Source organism: Micromonospora wenchangensis, assembly GCF_002210435.1.
Taxonomy (GTDB): Bacteria; Actinomycetota; Actinomycetes; order Mycobacteriales; family Micromonosporaceae; genus Micromonospora; species Micromonospora wenchangensis.
The window spans coordinates 13,922-28,626 of record NZ_MZMV01000006.1; the positions used below are offsets into that span (position 1 = coordinate 13,922).

Genomic DNA, 14,705 nt, shown 5'->3' on the forward strand with positions numbered 1-14,705 from the left:
ACAGGTACCGCCGCCCGGCCGGGGGACGGGGCGGCGCGTCCCCCGGTCAGCGCGACGACGCGGCGGCGGTGCAGGCCGACGGGAGGTGGAACCAGCGCAGCGCCTCCACGCCGGCCGGCAGGCCGGTGGGCCCCTCGTCGACCTGGTCCCGGCGGCCGGCCAGGATCTCCCGCGCCTCGCTCAGGTAGCCGGGCAGGGCGTCCTCCCCGGCCCGGCGTCGCCGGGGCGTCGGCTGCTCCCCGCCGGCCACCAGCCGGGCCAGGTCGGCCAGGCGCAGCGACCGCCCCGGCCCCCGGTGGTGCCGCCACAGGCCGGTGCGGGCGTCGAAGCGGTAGTCGGCCAGCAGCCGGTGCCCCTGCCGGGCGACCAGGTCGACGGCGTCGACCAGAAAGTCGGCGACCTGGTCGGACAGGAAGTAGCCGAACGTGATCCGGGTCCACCCCGGCTTGATCCCCTCACACCCCCGGGCGATCTCCACCCGGAACGCCCGGGAACGCTCCTCGTCGATGCCGAGCAGGCGGTGCCCGTACGGGCCCGCGCAGGAGCACCCACCACGGGCCTGGATGCCGAACAGGTCGTTGAGCAGCGCCACGACGAAGTTGTGGTGCAGGTGGCGGGCACCGTGGCGGATCTGCACCGACACGATCGGCAGCCGCCGCGCCCGGGGGTTGCCCAGGACCACGATCCCCGGGTTCGTCGACCAGCGGCGCAGCGCCCGCGACCACAGCCGCTCCTCACGCTCGGCGATGACGTCGGTGCCGACGGACTGCTTGAGGGCGAACACCAGGCCCGCCCGGATCGACTCGACGATCGCCGGCGTGCCACCCTCCTCGCGGGCCACCGGATCGTCGAGATACCGGTGCCCCACCGGGTCGACGAACGCCACGGTGCCGCCACCGGGCACCACCGGGACCCGGTTGCGCATCAGATCCCGGCGCACCACCAGCACCCCGGGGGTCTGCGGACCGCCGACGAACTTGTGCGGGGACAGGAACACCGCGTCCTTGCCGTCCGCCGCGCCCGGCGTCGACTCGCCCATCCGGATCGGCACGTACGGGCCGGCGGCCGCGTAGTCCCAGCACGACAGCGCCCCGTGGGCGTGCAGCAACGACGCGATCGCGTCGGTGTCGGACAGGATGCCGGTGACGTTCGAGGCGGCGGAGAAACTACCCACCCGCAGTGGGCGGTCCGCGTACCGGACCAACCGCTCGGCCAGCTCGTCCCGGTCGATGTGCCCGTCGGCGTCCGCGCCAATGACGACCACGTCGGCGTACGTCTCCCGCCACGGCAGCTCGTTGGAGTGGTGCTCGTAGGGGCCCACGAAGACCACCGGGCGCTGCCGTGGGGGGACGCCGTCCAGCAGGCCGTGGCGGCGCGCCGGCCCGTCGGGCAGCCGCAGTTCGAGGACGCCCACCAGCTTGTCGACCGCCCCCGTGGCCCCCGCACCGCAGAAGATCACCGCATGCTCGTCGCTGCCGCCGACGGCGTCGAGGATCGTCCGCCGGGCGTCCTCCCGCAGCCGCCCCGTCGCCCGGCCGGTGGCGGAACTCTCGGTGTGGGTGTTGGCGTAGCGGGGGAGCACCCAGTCCCGGACGGTGTCCTCCACGAAGTCCAGCGCCCGACCGGAGGCGGTGTAGTCGGCGTAGGTGATCCGGCGGGGCCCGTACGGGCCGTCCAGCACCTCGCCCTCGCCGATGACCCCGTCGCGGATCCGCGCCAGCAGCCGCTCTGTGTCGACCGTACCCATGTCGCGCTGCCTCCCCACGGCGATGGCGACGGGGCGGGTCGACGGGGTGTCGGCGAGCGTCGGTTCCCCGACCGCTGTCCACAGTGTGCCCGACCGGATCCACCTGGTGCCCGCGCCCGTGCGGGTGCGACGATCTCCACCGGCCCTGCCGACGACCCGAGGAGAGCGCGAATGGCGACCGGTGCCGAGCTGGACGACTGCCGGCGGGTCGCCGAGGAGGCGGCCCGCCTCGGCGGCCGGGAACTGCTGCGGCGCTTCGGCGACCACGGCCGCGTCGACTACAAGACCGCCCCCACCGACCTGGTCAGCGAGGCGGACCGGGCCAGCGAGACGCGCATCGTCGAGCTGCTGCGCGCCCGCCGCCCCGGCGACGGCATCCTCGCCGAGGAGGGCAGCGACCACGTCGGCGACTCCGGGCTGCGCTGGGTCCTCGACCCCCTCGACGGCACCGTCAACTACGTCTCGGGGATACCGTTCTGGTGCGTCAGCGTCGCCTGCGAGCAGCAGACCCCCGACGGGTGGCGGCCCGTCGTCGGGGTGGTCCACGACCCGGTCCACGACGAGACGTTCTGCGGCGTCCGGGGCGGCGGCGCGGTGCTGAACGGCACGCCGCTGACCCGACGTGCCGGCGTCACCCTCGGCGAGGTCGTCCTCGCCGCCGGCTACGCCTACGACGTCGCCCACCGCCGGGTGCAGGCGGCCGTGGTCACCGACCTGGCCGGCGACGTGCGCGGGGTGCGGATGCTGGGCTCGACGGCGCTGGCGCTGGCCTGGATCGCGGCGGGCCGCTGCGACGCCTACGTCGAGGACCGCACGTTCCGATGGGACTGGGCGGCCGGTCAGGTGATCGCCGTCGAGGCCGGTGCCGCGGTCGAGGTGAGCGGCAGCCGGGTGCTCGCCGCCCCGCCGGAGCTGATCGACGACCTGCGCCCCCGGGTCGCCGCGCTGGGCTGACCCGCGCCGGCCGCGGTGGTGGGCGGGGCGTCAGCCGGCGCCGAGACAGACGAACGCCGCCGCCGTGGCCCCGGCGGTGCCGTCACCGGAGGCGACGAAGGCCCGCTGGGCGTCGGCGAGCGCCTGCGCCGGGCGGAGTCCCGCCCGCATCCGTCGGTGCAGGTCGAGCATCAGCGCGGTGGTGGGGTCGGCCGGCACCGGCAGCACGGTGGCGACCAGACACCGCGCCCCCAGGCCGAGTAGCACGGCGGTGAAGCCCATGACCTCGTCACCGGGGCGGACCCCGGTCAGCCCCGAGTCGCACGCGGACAGCACCACGCAGCCGGGCGGACGGGCGACCCGCTCCCACTCGTAGGCGAACAGCGGCCCGTCGGCCAGCTCCAGGGTGGAGAACTGCGGATTGTCGGCGCGGAAGGTGCCGTGGGCGGCGATGTGGACCAGGCCGGCCCCGTCCAACGCCGCGGTCAACGCGTCGGCGGTGGCGTCCGCGCCGGTGAGCAGGGTCGCCCCCGGCAGCACCTGCGCGAGCCGACCCACCTCGGCCTGACCCGCCGGCAGGCGCGGCCCGCAGGCCAGCACCGACGGCCCGGCCGAGGGTTCCCCGCCGTCCGCCCGCAGCCAGGCCGTGGCCGACGGGGCGACCGTCACGGCGCGCCCGGCGCAGGTCGGCAGCCCCGACCAGGCCACCGCGTGCAGGGCCCCGACCGGCACGATCACCAGGGGACGGTCGCCGAGGTGCCGGCGCAACGGATCGAAGAGCTGACGGTCCAGCGCGGCGGCGGCGTACCCGGCCCCGGCCCGCGCGGTCGCCGTGTCTCCGGTGGTGACCAGCCGGCGCAGGGCGAACCGGTGCCACCGGGTCAGGTGCACCGCCTCGGCGAGCGGGCCGAGGTCGTGCAGGCTGGCCCGGCCGTCGCGGACCAGCACCGCCCGGAGCCGGTCACCGTGGGCGACCAGCTCGACCAGCACCCGGGCACCGAGCCGCCCGGCGAGCACGCCCACCCCGGGCGGGTTCACCACACCGGTCTGACCGGGCACCCGGCGGGCCAGGTCCCGGATGCGCTGCTCCAGCCGCGCCTGCCGACCACGCAGGGCGTGCGCCGGCCGGCCCGCCAGCACCTCGTCCTCCAGCAGGCTGCTGACGAGCCGCAGTTCGGTGAGCGCCGCGAACAGGTCCGGGTCGTCCGGGGGCAGCGCCGGACGCATCCGCAGGGTGTTGGCCCGCCAGCGTTCGGCCCAGGCCAGGGTCCGGGCCGGGGAGCCGGCCCGCACCGCGATGTCGAGCCCCTCGGCGGCCAGTTCCCGACCGTACGTGCCGCTGTGGGCCCGCAGCTCCGTGGCGCCGAGCGACGTGCGGTGCCGGTCCAGCACGGCCAGCCCCCGGCGCAGCGCGCGGGCCGCCCCGGCGTCGTCACCGGTGAGTCGCCGCGAGCGGGCCAGCGCGTACCAGCCCTGGGCGCGGCGGGAGGCGGTGCCCCGACGGCGGGCCTGCGCGGCCACGTCGAGCAGGGCCACGGCCCGGTCGACGCGACCCGAGGCGGCGGCCAACAGGCCGGCTTCGAGACGGGTGGTCAGCGCCGGGCCCGGCCAGCCGGTGGCGTCGAGTTCGTCGGCCGTCCGCACCATCGCGGTGAGCAGGGCCGCCGTCCGGGTGCCCCGACGGAACTCCGCGCGCAGTTCGACGTGCCTGGCGAAGGCGGCCCAGGTGCGGCGACCCTGCCGCCGGAACCTGACCCGGGCCTGCGCGGCGGCCGCGGTCGCGGTGTCCAGGTCGTCGGCGAGCAACGCGGCCCGGGCCTGGGCCAGCAGCGCCTCGGCGAGGTCCGAGGCCATGCCCCGGCGGTGCAGCTCACGTACCGCGGCGGCGGCCACCGCGACCGCCTCGTCGAGCAGCGGCACCGACAGCAGCAGCTCGAACCGGTCCAGCAGCAGCGCCGGTCGCGGGACGGCGAGCCGCCGGTACTCCTCGTCGACGTCGGCGAAGCAGCGCAGCGCGACGGCGATCTCGCCGCGTTGCCCGGCGGCGATGCCGCTGTTCCACCTGGCGTCGGCCGCGGCGAGGTCGAGCCCCAGGCGGTGGAAGACCGCCGCCGCCCGGGAGAGGTCGTCGCCGGGGCCACCGGAGGAACCCCGGTGCGCGTTGAGCAACCCCCGGTTGTTGCGGGCGCGCGCCTCCAGCAGCGGATCGTTCTCGCGTTGGGCGATGTCGATGGCGATGCCGTAGTCGCGCACCGCCTCGGCGTAGCGGCCGCGGTAGTGCAGCACCACCCCCCGCTGCATCCGGGCCCGGCCGGCGTCGGCACCGGTGAGCTGGGGCAGCGCGGCGGTCACCGCCCGCAGCGCGGCAGCGGTACGACCGGCGTTGGCCAGCACGTACCCGAGGCTCATCCGGGCCAGCGCCCGGGTCCGTGGGGTGCCGGACACCCGTACCGCGCGGCGCAGGTGGCGCAGCGCGCCGGGCAGGTCGTTGAGTTCGCGCAGGGCCAGCCCGATGGCCCGCTCGGCGGTGGAGCGCTCGTCGTCGTCGGCGGTCTGGCTGGCGAGCACCCGCTGGGCGATGCTGATCGCCTCGGGTGGGTATCGCTGGACGGCGTCGAGCGCCGCCTGGGCCGCCGCGGCACCGCAACCGGTGCTGTCGGGCATGCCCTAGAGAGTCCACGACGAACAGCCGCGAGTCAACGTCGAGAATCCATCGCGGGAATGTCGTCAATGGGTGTCCTGCTCGGTTGCCCCTAATTGACAACCGGCGATGGTCCGGAATAATTGGCGGTCGGGGAATTCGCCGCGCCCGCCTTCGGTGGGCACGCTTCTTTCACCAGCATGGAGGATCCGTGCCGCCGTCTGACCACCCCACCGTGCCGGGTCCGGGCGGCCGGCTGTCCCGACGGCGGGTCCTGGCGCTGTCCGCGCTGGCCGTGGCGGCACCGTTCGGTGTCGTGCCGCGTCCGGCCCCGGCCGCCGCCGGCGACGCGGACGCCACCGCCTACCAGAGAGCGTTCGAAGCCGCGCTGGCCGCCGACCAGAACGTACGCCGGTACACCGCCACCGGCCGGGAGATCCTCTACCGACCCCGGCAACTGCTGGCCGCCGACGCCGACGCCAAACGGGTCGCCACCTGGCTGCGCGCCCACGATTATCCGGTCACCGTCGGCACCGGATTCGCCGGTGTCACCCGGCTGCTGTTCGACCGGGAGACCGACATCCCCGGCGTCGTGCGAAAACTGCGCGATCCCCAACAGTGGCCCGGCCAACCGGTGCCGGCCGTGCAGCCCCACCACGTGCTGCTGGGGCTGGGCAACATCATGGGCAACCCGGGCACCCCGCCCCGCTCCGCCGCGGCGCTGCCGCCCCCCGACCCGACCCGGCTCGGTGAGGGCGCCGGTGTCACCGTCGGCATCTGCGACACCGGGATCTGGCAGCAGGCCGGCGCGTGCCACCCGCAGTGGCTCGGCGGCGCGTACGTGCCGCAGGTCGACGACGAGGACCCGCTCTACGTCCACACCGACGTGCTGGCCCCGCAGGGCGGGCACGGCACCTTCGTCGCGGGGGTGGTGCGGCAGGCCGCCCCGGGCGTCCGCGTCGACCCGGAACTGGCCCTCGACCCGACCGGGGTGGGCGACGAGTCGACGGTGGTGGCCGCCCTGAGTCGGCTCGCGCCGCAGGTCGCCGTGTTCAACCTCTCGCTGGGCGGCTACACCCTGGACGACCAGCCGTCGCTGCCACTGGCCAACGCGGTGGCGGCGCTGCCGGCGACGAGCGCCGTGGTCGCGGCGGCCGGCAACGCCGGTACCAGCCGCCCGCTCTGGCCGGCCGCGCTGGACCGGGTGGTGGCGGTCGCGGCGGTCAGCCAGACGACCGGCGGCCCGGTGCCGGCGGCCGACAGCTGCTACGGGCCCTGGGTGGACGCCTGCGCCGTCGGCGAGCGGCACAGCACCTACGTCGAGGGGCAGCTCCCGCTGCCCGGCAGGCCGACACTGCAGTTCCACGGGTTCGCCGTCTGGGCCGGCACCTCGTTCGCCACCGCACACGTCTCCGGGCGGCTCGCCGCCCTGATGACCGCCGGGGGCCTCAGCGCGGACGCGGCGCGCACGAGCCTGCTCGCCGCCCCCCGTTGGCATCCCGACTACGGGGTCCTCGTCGGATGAGCCGCGTCGACGCCCCGGGCGGTGACCCGGCGACCGGTGCCAGCGCGACCAGCCTGCTGTCCGCCGCCGCCGGCGGGGACGAGTCGGCCTGGGCCGAGCTGGTCCGCCGGTACACCCCGATCGTGTACGCGGTCATCCGCGCCTACGACCTCAGCCGGTCCGACGCCGCCGACGTCAACCAGACCGTCTGGCTGCGCCTGGTGGAGCAGTTGGGCCGGGTACGCGAGCCCGAGGCGCTACCGGGCTGGCTGGCCACCACGACCCGCCGGGAGTGCTACCGGCTGTCCCGGGTGAGCCGCCGGTCCCACCCCGTCGACCCGTACGACCAGACCCTCGAGAGCCAGCACGGGTTCTCCCGGGAGCTGGCCGCGATGGCCCCCGCCCCGGACGACGAGTTGCTGCGCGCGGAGCGCCGGCAGGCGTTGCGTGCGGGTTTCGTGCAGCTCCCGTCGCGCTGCCAGGCATTGCTGGCGCTGTTGACGGCCGACCCGCCGATGAGCTACCGGGAGGTCGCCGAGCGGCTGGGCGTGCCGGTCGGCAGCATCGGCCCCACCCAGGCACGATGCCTGCGTAGGCTGCGGGAGTGCCCGGCGATCGTCGAGTTTCTCGGAGCTTCCACCATCGGTACGAAACGGGGGTGAACCGGATGGAGCCGTGGCCACCTGTGGATGACGAGGCGCTGACGACGGAGCTGGGTGCGGCCCTGTGGGACACCGGGCCGGTCTCGGAGGCGTACCTGAGCGCGGCCCTGGCCGCGTTCACCTGGCGTACCGCCGACGCGGAACTGGCCGTCGCCGAGCTGACGTTCGACTCGGCGGTCGACGCCGAACTGGCCGGCATGACCCGTTCCGCGGCGTCCGCGCGGACGCTGTCCTTCCGGGCCGGGTCGGTGCTGGTGGAGATCGAGGTGACCGAGGCCGGGATCGTCGGCCAGCTATCCCCGTCCGGTGGCGGTCGGGTCAGTGCCCGGACGGCCGACGGCACCTACGACGAGGCGCCGGTGGACGCCGTGGGCTTCTTCTCGCTGGGCGTGCCACCGCCGGGCCCGGTCCAGTTGTGCGCGCGCACCGTCGGTTACGCGGTGTCCACCGCCTGGGTCTCGCTGCGCTGACGGCGACCCGGTGGCGGCGCACCGCCTTCGGCGTGATGCCCGCCGTGCCGTCCTGTCCGGTGCCCGGTCGTGGCCCGCGACGACGACGGGGGCGCGGGCCGTCCGGCCCGCGCCCCCGCCCGGAGGTGGTGGCGTTACCCTCGCTGCTCGTCCGCCAGCAGGTACTGCACCCCGCCGAGGTCGGCCCGCTCGGTGCCGTCGGCGTCGGGACCGAACTGGGTCACGTTGAGCGCGGTCTCCTTGGCCAGGGCGGTGTCGGCCGAGAAGGCCAGCGAGAACTCGATGCGCTCACCGGGCTTCAGCAGCAGCCCGCTGATGCTGGCCTTCGTCGGTTCGACGATCTCCAGTTCGGTCTTGCCGACCTGCCGGACCCCCGTGCCGACCTTGCCGGTGGCCTGCCAGCGCTCGAACAGGGTCGGGCCGAGGTCGACGAAGACCCGGGCGCCCCGGGCCTGCTCGGCCGGCTGGGTGAAGACCAGGTCGTTCTTGGTCTCCGCAGCGGTCACGTTGCCGATGGCGAACGGCCGGACGACCCGCGGCCCGCCCGCGACGAGCCGGACCGAGTCGACGTTGCGCCAGACGATGTTGTTGTTGTACTGGGTGTTGACGCTGGTGCTCGGGCCCTCGAAGGTCATCGGGTCGGTGGGCGAGACCCAGCGCGCCAGCAGGCAGAAGTGGCCAGGTCCGGGCACCCCGGTCCACGGGATCGTCACCGTGGTGACCCCCGGGTAGACGGGCACGCTCACCGCGCCGATCTGGGTCCAGTGCGTCGGCCAGGTGGCGCCGCCGCCCGGAGTCGTCCGGTAGACGCGCAGCACCCCGTTGTCGATGCCCGAGCCGTACGGCCCGTTGTTGCGCACCTTCAGGAACAGATAGTTGGTGACCCCGACGATCGGGTTCTGGCTGACGGCGCACTCCACCGCGGTCGGGCAGACCTTGATGTCGGGGCTGGCCCACAACGGGCCGTACGAGTGTGGCTGGATGCCGGTGTCGGCGGCGACGTCCTTCATGTAGACGTCGGTGCGGGCCGCCGCGGCGGCCTTGCCCTGCGGTGCCTCGCCGGGTGCCGCGGCGGCGGCGGTGACCGCCAGCAGTCCGGCCAGCGCCGCGCCCGTGAGGACGGCCAGCGTCGAGCGGCGGACGCGCTTTCCTACCTTGCCCATGACAGGTTTTCTCCCATCGGCGGGGGACGCCGAGTCCGGCGTGTTGCGATGCCGTGTCGACGCGATGACGTCGTTGAAGAGCTGTGAACGTGCCGGGAAATACCGTCGCGGGGTTGTCCACCAGATGACGCCAGGACCGGCAAATAAGACAGTCATCGATGTCTGTCGGGCCTGCGGTCCGGGCGGGACCGGGGTGCCCGCGGCGGGTTGCGATTCCCCCGGTGGTGATTCGGAACGGAGATCCCGGCCAGGGGTCCCACCCTCTTCACGAGGGCGGTAATCCGGAAAAGGGACCCCGTCGGGGTGCCGCCCGAACGACACGTCCCGATCACGACCGCTGCCGGGCGTAAGGGTGTACTAGGGTGCTCCCATGGATCTGAGTGACAGCGCCTCACAGGTGACGGCTACCCGGCACGGTCCAACGGAGGGCGACTCGTCGACACCGATCCGGCTCCATGCGGCCGACATTCACAAGCGGTACGGCAAGAACCACGTCCTGAAGGGCGTCGATCTCACGGTACGCGCCGGCGAGGTGGTCGCCATCATCGGCGCCAATGGCTGCGGAAAATCGACGCTCATGAAGATCTGTGCGGGTCTGGTCAGCCCGTCCAGCGGCGTGGTGGAAGTGGACGAGAGCATGGCGTACTGCCCTCAGCAGGCAGGGCTCATGGGCTTCCTGACCGCCGACGAGCACTTCGCCTTGTTCGGTGCCGGGCACGGGATGGACCGGAGCGAGGCCCAGGCCACCGGCCGGCAGCTCGCCAAGAGCCTGGCCTGGGACGGCGGCATGACAACGCAGGCCAGGCATCTTTCCGGCGGCACCCAGCAGAAACTCAACCTGATTCTCGCCGCGCTGACCGATCCCGACATCCTGCTGCTCGACGAGCCCTATCAGGGTTTCGACCGGGGTAGCTACATCGACTTCTGGGACTGGGTGTTACAGCGACGCGACGCCGGAAAGTCGACGCTCGTCATCACCCACATGTTGAATTCACTCGATCGGGTCGACGCCGTTCTCGACCTCGGAACGAAGGCGGCCGCCGACTCATGACCAAGCTTTTCACCGTCGCGGAGATGATGGGTCGGGATCTCGCCCGACGGCGGGTGGCCCTCGCGCTGCTCGCATTCGTTCCACTGTTGTTCTACATGGCCCGCCACGACGGTAATCCGGAGAAGGCGATTCGCTTCGCCGGTCTGGGCCTGGCCTGGGCGGTGAGTACGGCCGGCCTCTTCCTGAGCAACACGACAAAGGCCGTGGAGCGGCGGCTACGCCAAACCGGTTACCGGCCGGCACACCTCTACCTCGGCACGCTCACCGCGCTGCTGACCCTGGGCGCCGTACTCGCCACGGTCTACTGGGTGCTCATCTATCTCGACCAGGACAGCCTGGCCCGGCCCGGCGCGGTCGCCATCGAGTTCGGGCTCACGATCGTGGTCGCCGCCCCGCTGGGCCTGCTGATCAGCGCCGTCGCACCCCACGATCTGGAGGGCACCCTCGTCCTGATCTCGATCACCGGGTTGCAGTTCCTCGTCGAGCCGGACCAGAAACTCGGCAAGGCCCTGCCGTTCTGGTCGACCCAACAGGTGGGGACCTTCGGTCTCGACGGCGGCGACCCGGAATACCTCCGCAAGGGACTCCTGCACGGCGCCCTGTACTGCACCGGCCTCATCCTGGTCACGGCGGTGCTGGCCAGCGTGCGGCTGCGGCAGCGCAAGCACATGCGGATCCGGGCGGCGGTCCGGTAGGGCCGGCCGGGGCGGGTGTGGTGCGCCACGCCCGCCCGGCGCTCACCCCACCTGCTGCAGGTCGAACGACACGTCGTTCGGCGGTGCCACCAGCAACGGCAGCCGCTCCGCCCGGTTGCGGGCCTGCCGGCGGCGTTGCTCCAGCTCGGCCATGCGTCGCATGCACTCGGCGCGGGCGGGCGACCCGAAGCCGGTCTCCGGTGCCGCGGTCAGCGAGGCCGCCCAGGCCCGGTAGCGGTAGAGCGGCCGGCGCAGGTTGCGGATGCGGTACAGCCAGGCGACCCGCAGTTGGAAGTCCGTGTCGGAACCGAAGGCCGCGGTGCCGTCGAAGCCGTTGAGCCGGGTGAAGACCTCGCGCCGGACGACCGTCGCCGGGTGCAGCGCGACCGTCTTGCGGCCGAACCGGTGCACCAGGTTGCCGTTGCGCGGCATGTGTCGTACCCCCTGCGGGTTGCCCGACGCGTCGATGACGCGGTACCCGCAGCCGACGAGATCGGCCCGACCCCGCTCGAGCACGGCCAGTTGGCGGGCGAAGCGGTCGGGTTCGCTGACGTCGTCGGCGTCCTGGAAGCCGATGTACGGCGTGGACACCGATGCGACCACCGCGTTCTTCAGGCGCAGCGGCCCGACGTTGCGGGACGCGCGCAGCAACGTGAGCCGTGGATCGTCCCTCCAGGGTTCGAGGGCGGTGATCCAGTCGTCGTCCGGCGAGTGGTCGTCCGCGACCACGAGCCGCAGGTCGGAATGGGTCTGCCCGAGCACGGAGGCGACCGACTCGGGCAGGTAGGTCGCGCACCGGAAGTGCGGCACGATGACGGTCAGCAGGGGTCCCCCACCCATCAGGCGCCGACCGGCATCGACTCGCTCCGCACCGCGTCGATGTGCGCCCGCAGCCCCTCCCGGAGGGAGACCGACGCGCGGAAGCCCAGCGCCTCGGCCGTACGGGTGACGTCGGCGCGGGTGGACACCACGTCGCCCGCCCGGTGGGGTTCGACGCGGACGTTCGCCGGCCTGCCCATCAGCTCGCTGATCAGATCGATGATCCCGGTGACCGAGATCTGCTCACCGGTGCCGACGTTGCACACCCGGCTCGGACCCGGCGCGTCGACGGCCGCCGCCACGGCGCGTACCGCGTCCTTGACGAAGACGAAGTCGCGGCGCTGCGAGCCGTCGCCGAAGACCCGGATCTCCCGGCCGTCGCGGACCGCGGAGATGATCCGTGAGATCAGCATGTCGGGCCGCTGCCGCGGGCCGTACACCGTGAAGAAGCGCAGCGCCACACTGGTCAGCACGGAGGCGGGGCGCGCCGCGTAGGCCAGCGCCAGGTGCTCCGCCGCCAGTTTGGTGACGGCGTACGGGGAGATCGGTGCGGGCGGCTGGTCCTCGTTCATCGCCCCGTCCGGCTGGTTGCCGTAGACGCTCGACGACGAGGCGATCACCAGTCGTCGTAGTCCGGTCTGCGCACCTGCCTCCAGGAGCCGCCGGGTGACGATCACGTTCGACTCGACGTAGTCGTCGAAGCGGTCCCACGAGGGCCGGACCCCGGGCAGCGCGGCGAGATGAACCACCGAGGAGACCCCGTCGAGCAACGGACGGATGTCCGTGGTGCGCAGGTCGGCGACGACGTGCCTGCCGGCCGCGCCGGCCGGCTGGGGCCGCAGGTCGACACCGATCACCGTCTGGCCTCGGTTGCCCAGGTGCTCGACCAGGTGCCGCCCGATGAACCCGGCGGCGCCGGTCACCAGCACCGTACGCCGTGGGTCGTGAACCGTCATTTCCGTGCCCTCCCTGGTCTGGGGACGTGCGTGGCGGTGGACTCTCAGCTGCGCCGGACCGACAGCGTGTGGGCCAGGTCGGTCAGGGCACCCCTGACCTCGGTGGCGATGGGCAGGGAGTCGAGCGCCGCCACCGCCTGCTCGGTGCGGGTGTGGATCATCTCTTCGACCGTCCGCAACGCGCCGGTGTCCCGCACGATCTCCCGCAGCCGCAGTGCCTCCCGCTCGCCGAGGCGTGGGTTGCCGTGCCACCGGGATATCTCGGCGGACTGGGTGGCATCCGCCCGTTCCCTGGTCAGCGCCATGAGCACGGTGGACTTCCCGCTGCGCAGGTCGCTCAGGGTCGACTTGCCGGTGACCGCGTCGTCGCCGAACACGCCGAGGATGTCGTCACGCAGCTGGAACGCCTCGCCGATCGGCACGCCGAACCGGGAGAGCCGCTCCACCTCGGGTCGGGGCGCGCCGGCCAGCATCGCGCCGATCTGCAGCGGACGCTCCACGGTGTACTTCGCCGACTTGTAGAGCAGGATCGTCAGGCAGTCGGCCAGGTCGGCCCGGACGGCCTCGCCGCGGACGTCGAGATACTGCCCGAGCAGCACCTCGACGCGCATGCTCTGGAGCAACCCGGCCGCCGCCGAGACCCGATCCGGGGGCAGGCCGCAACCGTGGAACGCCTCGTCGGACCAGGTCAGGCAGAGGTCACCCCAGAGAATCGCCGCGTTACGGCCGTAGTGGTCGGGGTCGCCGCGCCAGCCGAGCCGGCGGTGTGCCTGGGCCATGGTGACGTGCAACGTCGGATTGCCCCGCCGCACGTCGCTGTCGTCCATGATGTCGTCGTGCACCAGGGCGAAGAGGTGGAACAGTTCCAGCGCCGTGGCGGCCACGACGATGCCGGGATCGTCGTCACCGCCGAACGCGCGCCAGCCCAGGCAGCAGAACGTCGGTCGGGTGCGCTTGCCCCCGGCGAGGGCCAGGGCGCGTAGGGCGTCGACCCCGTCGCGCCACTCGGGGTTGGCGTTCATGTCCCGCCGGGCGGTCAGGAAGCTGTCGATGGTGCGTTCCACCTCGACCCTGAGCGCGGGCCCGGAGAGGCCGGGCACGCCTCGGGCGGTCTCGCTGGTGGCGGTCATCTGTCCCCCGTCCGGTCGCAGGCGATGTCGACGGCAGGTAACCGGTGTCCGGTCCCGCCGGGGTGAACGATCACGCAGGCTGAATGCGGCAGAGCGGGGCCGACCCTCGATGTGAAGTGATCACGATCAGTGACGGCCTATGTGGGGTGGCCTGCATTTACGTGACCCCTCGTGGCTGGCTGGGTATCCACTGTAGCCGATCGATGGGCATCCGGGACCCCCTACTTCACTTATCCGCAATTTCCCGTGTGGGCGTTTTGTTCTTCTAGGGGGGTTGACTGGAGTCGATTCACCGTGGATTGTTGTGCGAGCGAAATTGACCGATCCGGATGGTGGGGGAGCGGTATGGAGCGGGTCGTGCTACTCGACCACGATGGCCACATCGTTGGTGAGCAGGACAAATACGCCGTCCACGATGGAGACACACCGCTTCACCTAGCATTCTCCTGTTACGTCTTCAGCAATAGCGGGCTTTTCTTGATGTCGCGCCGATCGTTGCGGAAAAAGACGTGGCCAGGTATATGGACCAACAGCTTCTGCGGCCATCCCGCCCCAGGTGAGGCGATGACCGACGCCGTCCACCGGCGGGCCTCCGCCGAGCTGGGACTCACGCTGAGTGACCTTCGTCTCGTGCTGCCCCGGTTCCGCTACCGCGCCGAACTCGACGGCGTGGTCGAGAACGAGTTGTGCCCGGTCTACGTGGCCCGCGCGGTGGGCGACCCGGCGCCGAACCCGGACGAGGTCGACCGGATCGAATGGGTCGGATGGGACTCGTTCCGCGACCGGGTCCGGACCGACCCCACCCTCTCCCCGTGGTGCCGGCTGCAGGTCGACGAACTGGCGGGGCTCGGCCCCGCGCCGGACGAGTGGCCCACCGGCGACGCCGCCGAGCTGCCTCCCGCAGCCCGAGCCGCAGTCGCCGGGCACGGCTGAC

13 protein-coding genes are annotated in these 14,705 nt (G+C 73.0%); 7 read left to right on the top strand and 6 right to left on the bottom strand.

What is annotated here, in order from left to right:
• Positions 1 to 46: 46 nt before the first annotated feature.
• Entirely contained in the window at positions 47 to 1,747 is a 1,701-nt protein-coding gene (locus tag B5D80_RS04785; protein ID WP_088642677.1) for an aminotransferase class V-fold PLP-dependent enzyme, read from the bottom strand.
• A gap of 171 nt (positions 1,748 to 1,918) precedes the next feature.
• Here B5D80_RS04785 and B5D80_RS04790 point away from each other — a divergent pair, with 171 nt between their 5' ends.
• Positions 1,919 to 2,701, top strand: a complete 783-nt coding sequence (locus B5D80_RS04790) for an inositol monophosphatase family protein (protein WP_088642538.1) — start codon at positions 1,919 to 1,921, stop codon at positions 2,699 to 2,701.
• 30 nt (positions 2,702 to 2,731) lie between these two features.
• Here the strand turns inward: B5D80_RS04790 and B5D80_RS04795 are convergent, their stop codons facing one another.
• Positions 2,732 to 5,344: a CHAT domain-containing protein gene (locus B5D80_RS04795; protein WP_088642539.1), complete on the bottom strand. Its 2,613-nt coding sequence runs from the start codon at positions 5,342 to 5,344 to the stop codon at positions 2,732 to 2,734.
• A 188-nt stretch (positions 5,345 to 5,532) separates the two neighbouring features.
• Between B5D80_RS04795 and B5D80_RS04800 the strand changes: the two genes are divergently transcribed.
• From B5D80_RS04800 to B5D80_RS04810, 3 genes are read left to right on the top strand one after another with little or no spacing between them, the layout of a single operon-like run.
• Positions 5,533 to 6,846 carry a S8 family peptidase gene (locus tag B5D80_RS04800; RefSeq protein WP_245854247.1) on the top strand — a complete coding sequence of 438 codons (1,314 nt, stop codon included), beginning with the start codon at positions 5,533 to 5,535 and terminating at the stop codon, positions 6,844 to 6,846.
• The gene (locus tag B5D80_RS04805; protein ID WP_088642541.1) at positions 6,843 to 7,487 is read left to right on the top strand and encodes an RNA polymerase sigma factor; all 645 of its coding nucleotides are present in this window, start codon (positions 6,843 to 6,845) and stop codon (positions 7,485 to 7,487) included. Before B5D80_RS04800 ends, B5D80_RS04805 begins: the two co-directional genes overlap by 4 nt.
• 5 nt (positions 7,488 to 7,492) lie before the next feature.
• Complete coding sequence (locus tag B5D80_RS04810) at positions 7,493 to 7,957, top strand: hypothetical protein (protein ID WP_088642678.1); 465 nt, start codon at positions 7,493 to 7,495, stop codon at positions 7,955 to 7,957.
• Between the two features lie 134 nt (positions 7,958 to 8,091).
• Here B5D80_RS04810 and B5D80_RS04815 read toward each other — a convergent pair whose 3' ends face one another.
• The gene (locus tag B5D80_RS04815) at positions 8,092 to 9,120 is read right to left on the bottom strand and encodes a hypothetical protein (protein ID WP_088642542.1); all 1,029 of its coding nucleotides are present in this window, start codon (positions 9,118 to 9,120) and stop codon (positions 8,092 to 8,094) included.
• Between the two features lie 370 nt (positions 9,121 to 9,490).
• Between B5D80_RS04815 and B5D80_RS04820 the strand changes: the two genes are divergently transcribed.
• Both B5D80_RS04820 and B5D80_RS04825 read left to right on the top strand, forming a co-directional pair.
• Positions 9,491 to 10,171 carry an ABC transporter ATP-binding protein gene (locus B5D80_RS04820; protein WP_088642543.1) on the top strand — a complete coding sequence of 227 codons (681 nt, stop codon included), beginning with the start codon at positions 9,491 to 9,493 and terminating at the stop codon, positions 10,169 to 10,171.
• Positions 10,168 to 10,866, top strand: a complete 699-nt coding sequence (locus B5D80_RS04825) for a hypothetical protein (RefSeq protein ID WP_088642544.1) — start codon at positions 10,168 to 10,170, stop codon at positions 10,864 to 10,866. The genes B5D80_RS04820 and B5D80_RS04825 overlap by 4 nt, the downstream gene beginning before the upstream one ends.
• Positions 10,867 to 10,908: 42 nt before the next feature.
• Here B5D80_RS04825 and B5D80_RS04830 read toward each other — a convergent pair whose 3' ends face one another.
• Genes B5D80_RS04830 through B5D80_RS04840 form a run of 3 tightly spaced genes read right to left on the bottom strand, consistent with a single transcriptional unit; the run spans position 10,909 to position 13,771 of the window.
• Positions 10,909 to 11,706, bottom strand: a complete 798-nt coding sequence (locus B5D80_RS04830; protein WP_088642545.1) for a glycosyltransferase family 2 protein — start codon at positions 11,704 to 11,706, stop codon at positions 10,909 to 10,911.
• Positions 11,706 to 12,641 carry an NAD-dependent epimerase/dehydratase family protein gene (locus B5D80_RS04835; RefSeq protein ID WP_211291400.1) on the bottom strand — a complete coding sequence of 312 codons (936 nt, stop codon included), beginning with the start codon at positions 12,639 to 12,641 and terminating at the stop codon, positions 11,706 to 11,708. Before B5D80_RS04835 ends, B5D80_RS04830 begins: the two co-directional genes overlap by 1 nt.
• A gap of 44 nt (positions 12,642 to 12,685) precedes the next feature.
• Positions 12,686 to 13,771: a polyprenyl synthetase family protein gene (locus B5D80_RS04840; RefSeq protein ID WP_088642546.1), complete on the bottom strand. Its 1,086-nt coding sequence runs from the start codon at positions 13,769 to 13,771 to the stop codon at positions 12,686 to 12,688.
• Positions 13,772 to 14,116: 345 nt separating this feature from the next.
• Here B5D80_RS04840 and idi point away from each other — a divergent pair, with 345 nt between their 5' ends.
• Complete coding sequence (idi, locus tag B5D80_RS04845; protein WP_088642547.1) at positions 14,117 to 14,704, top strand: isopentenyl-diphosphate Delta-isomerase; 588 nt, start codon at positions 14,117 to 14,119, stop codon at positions 14,702 to 14,704.
• The last annotated feature ends 1 nt before the right edge of the window (position 14,705 follow it).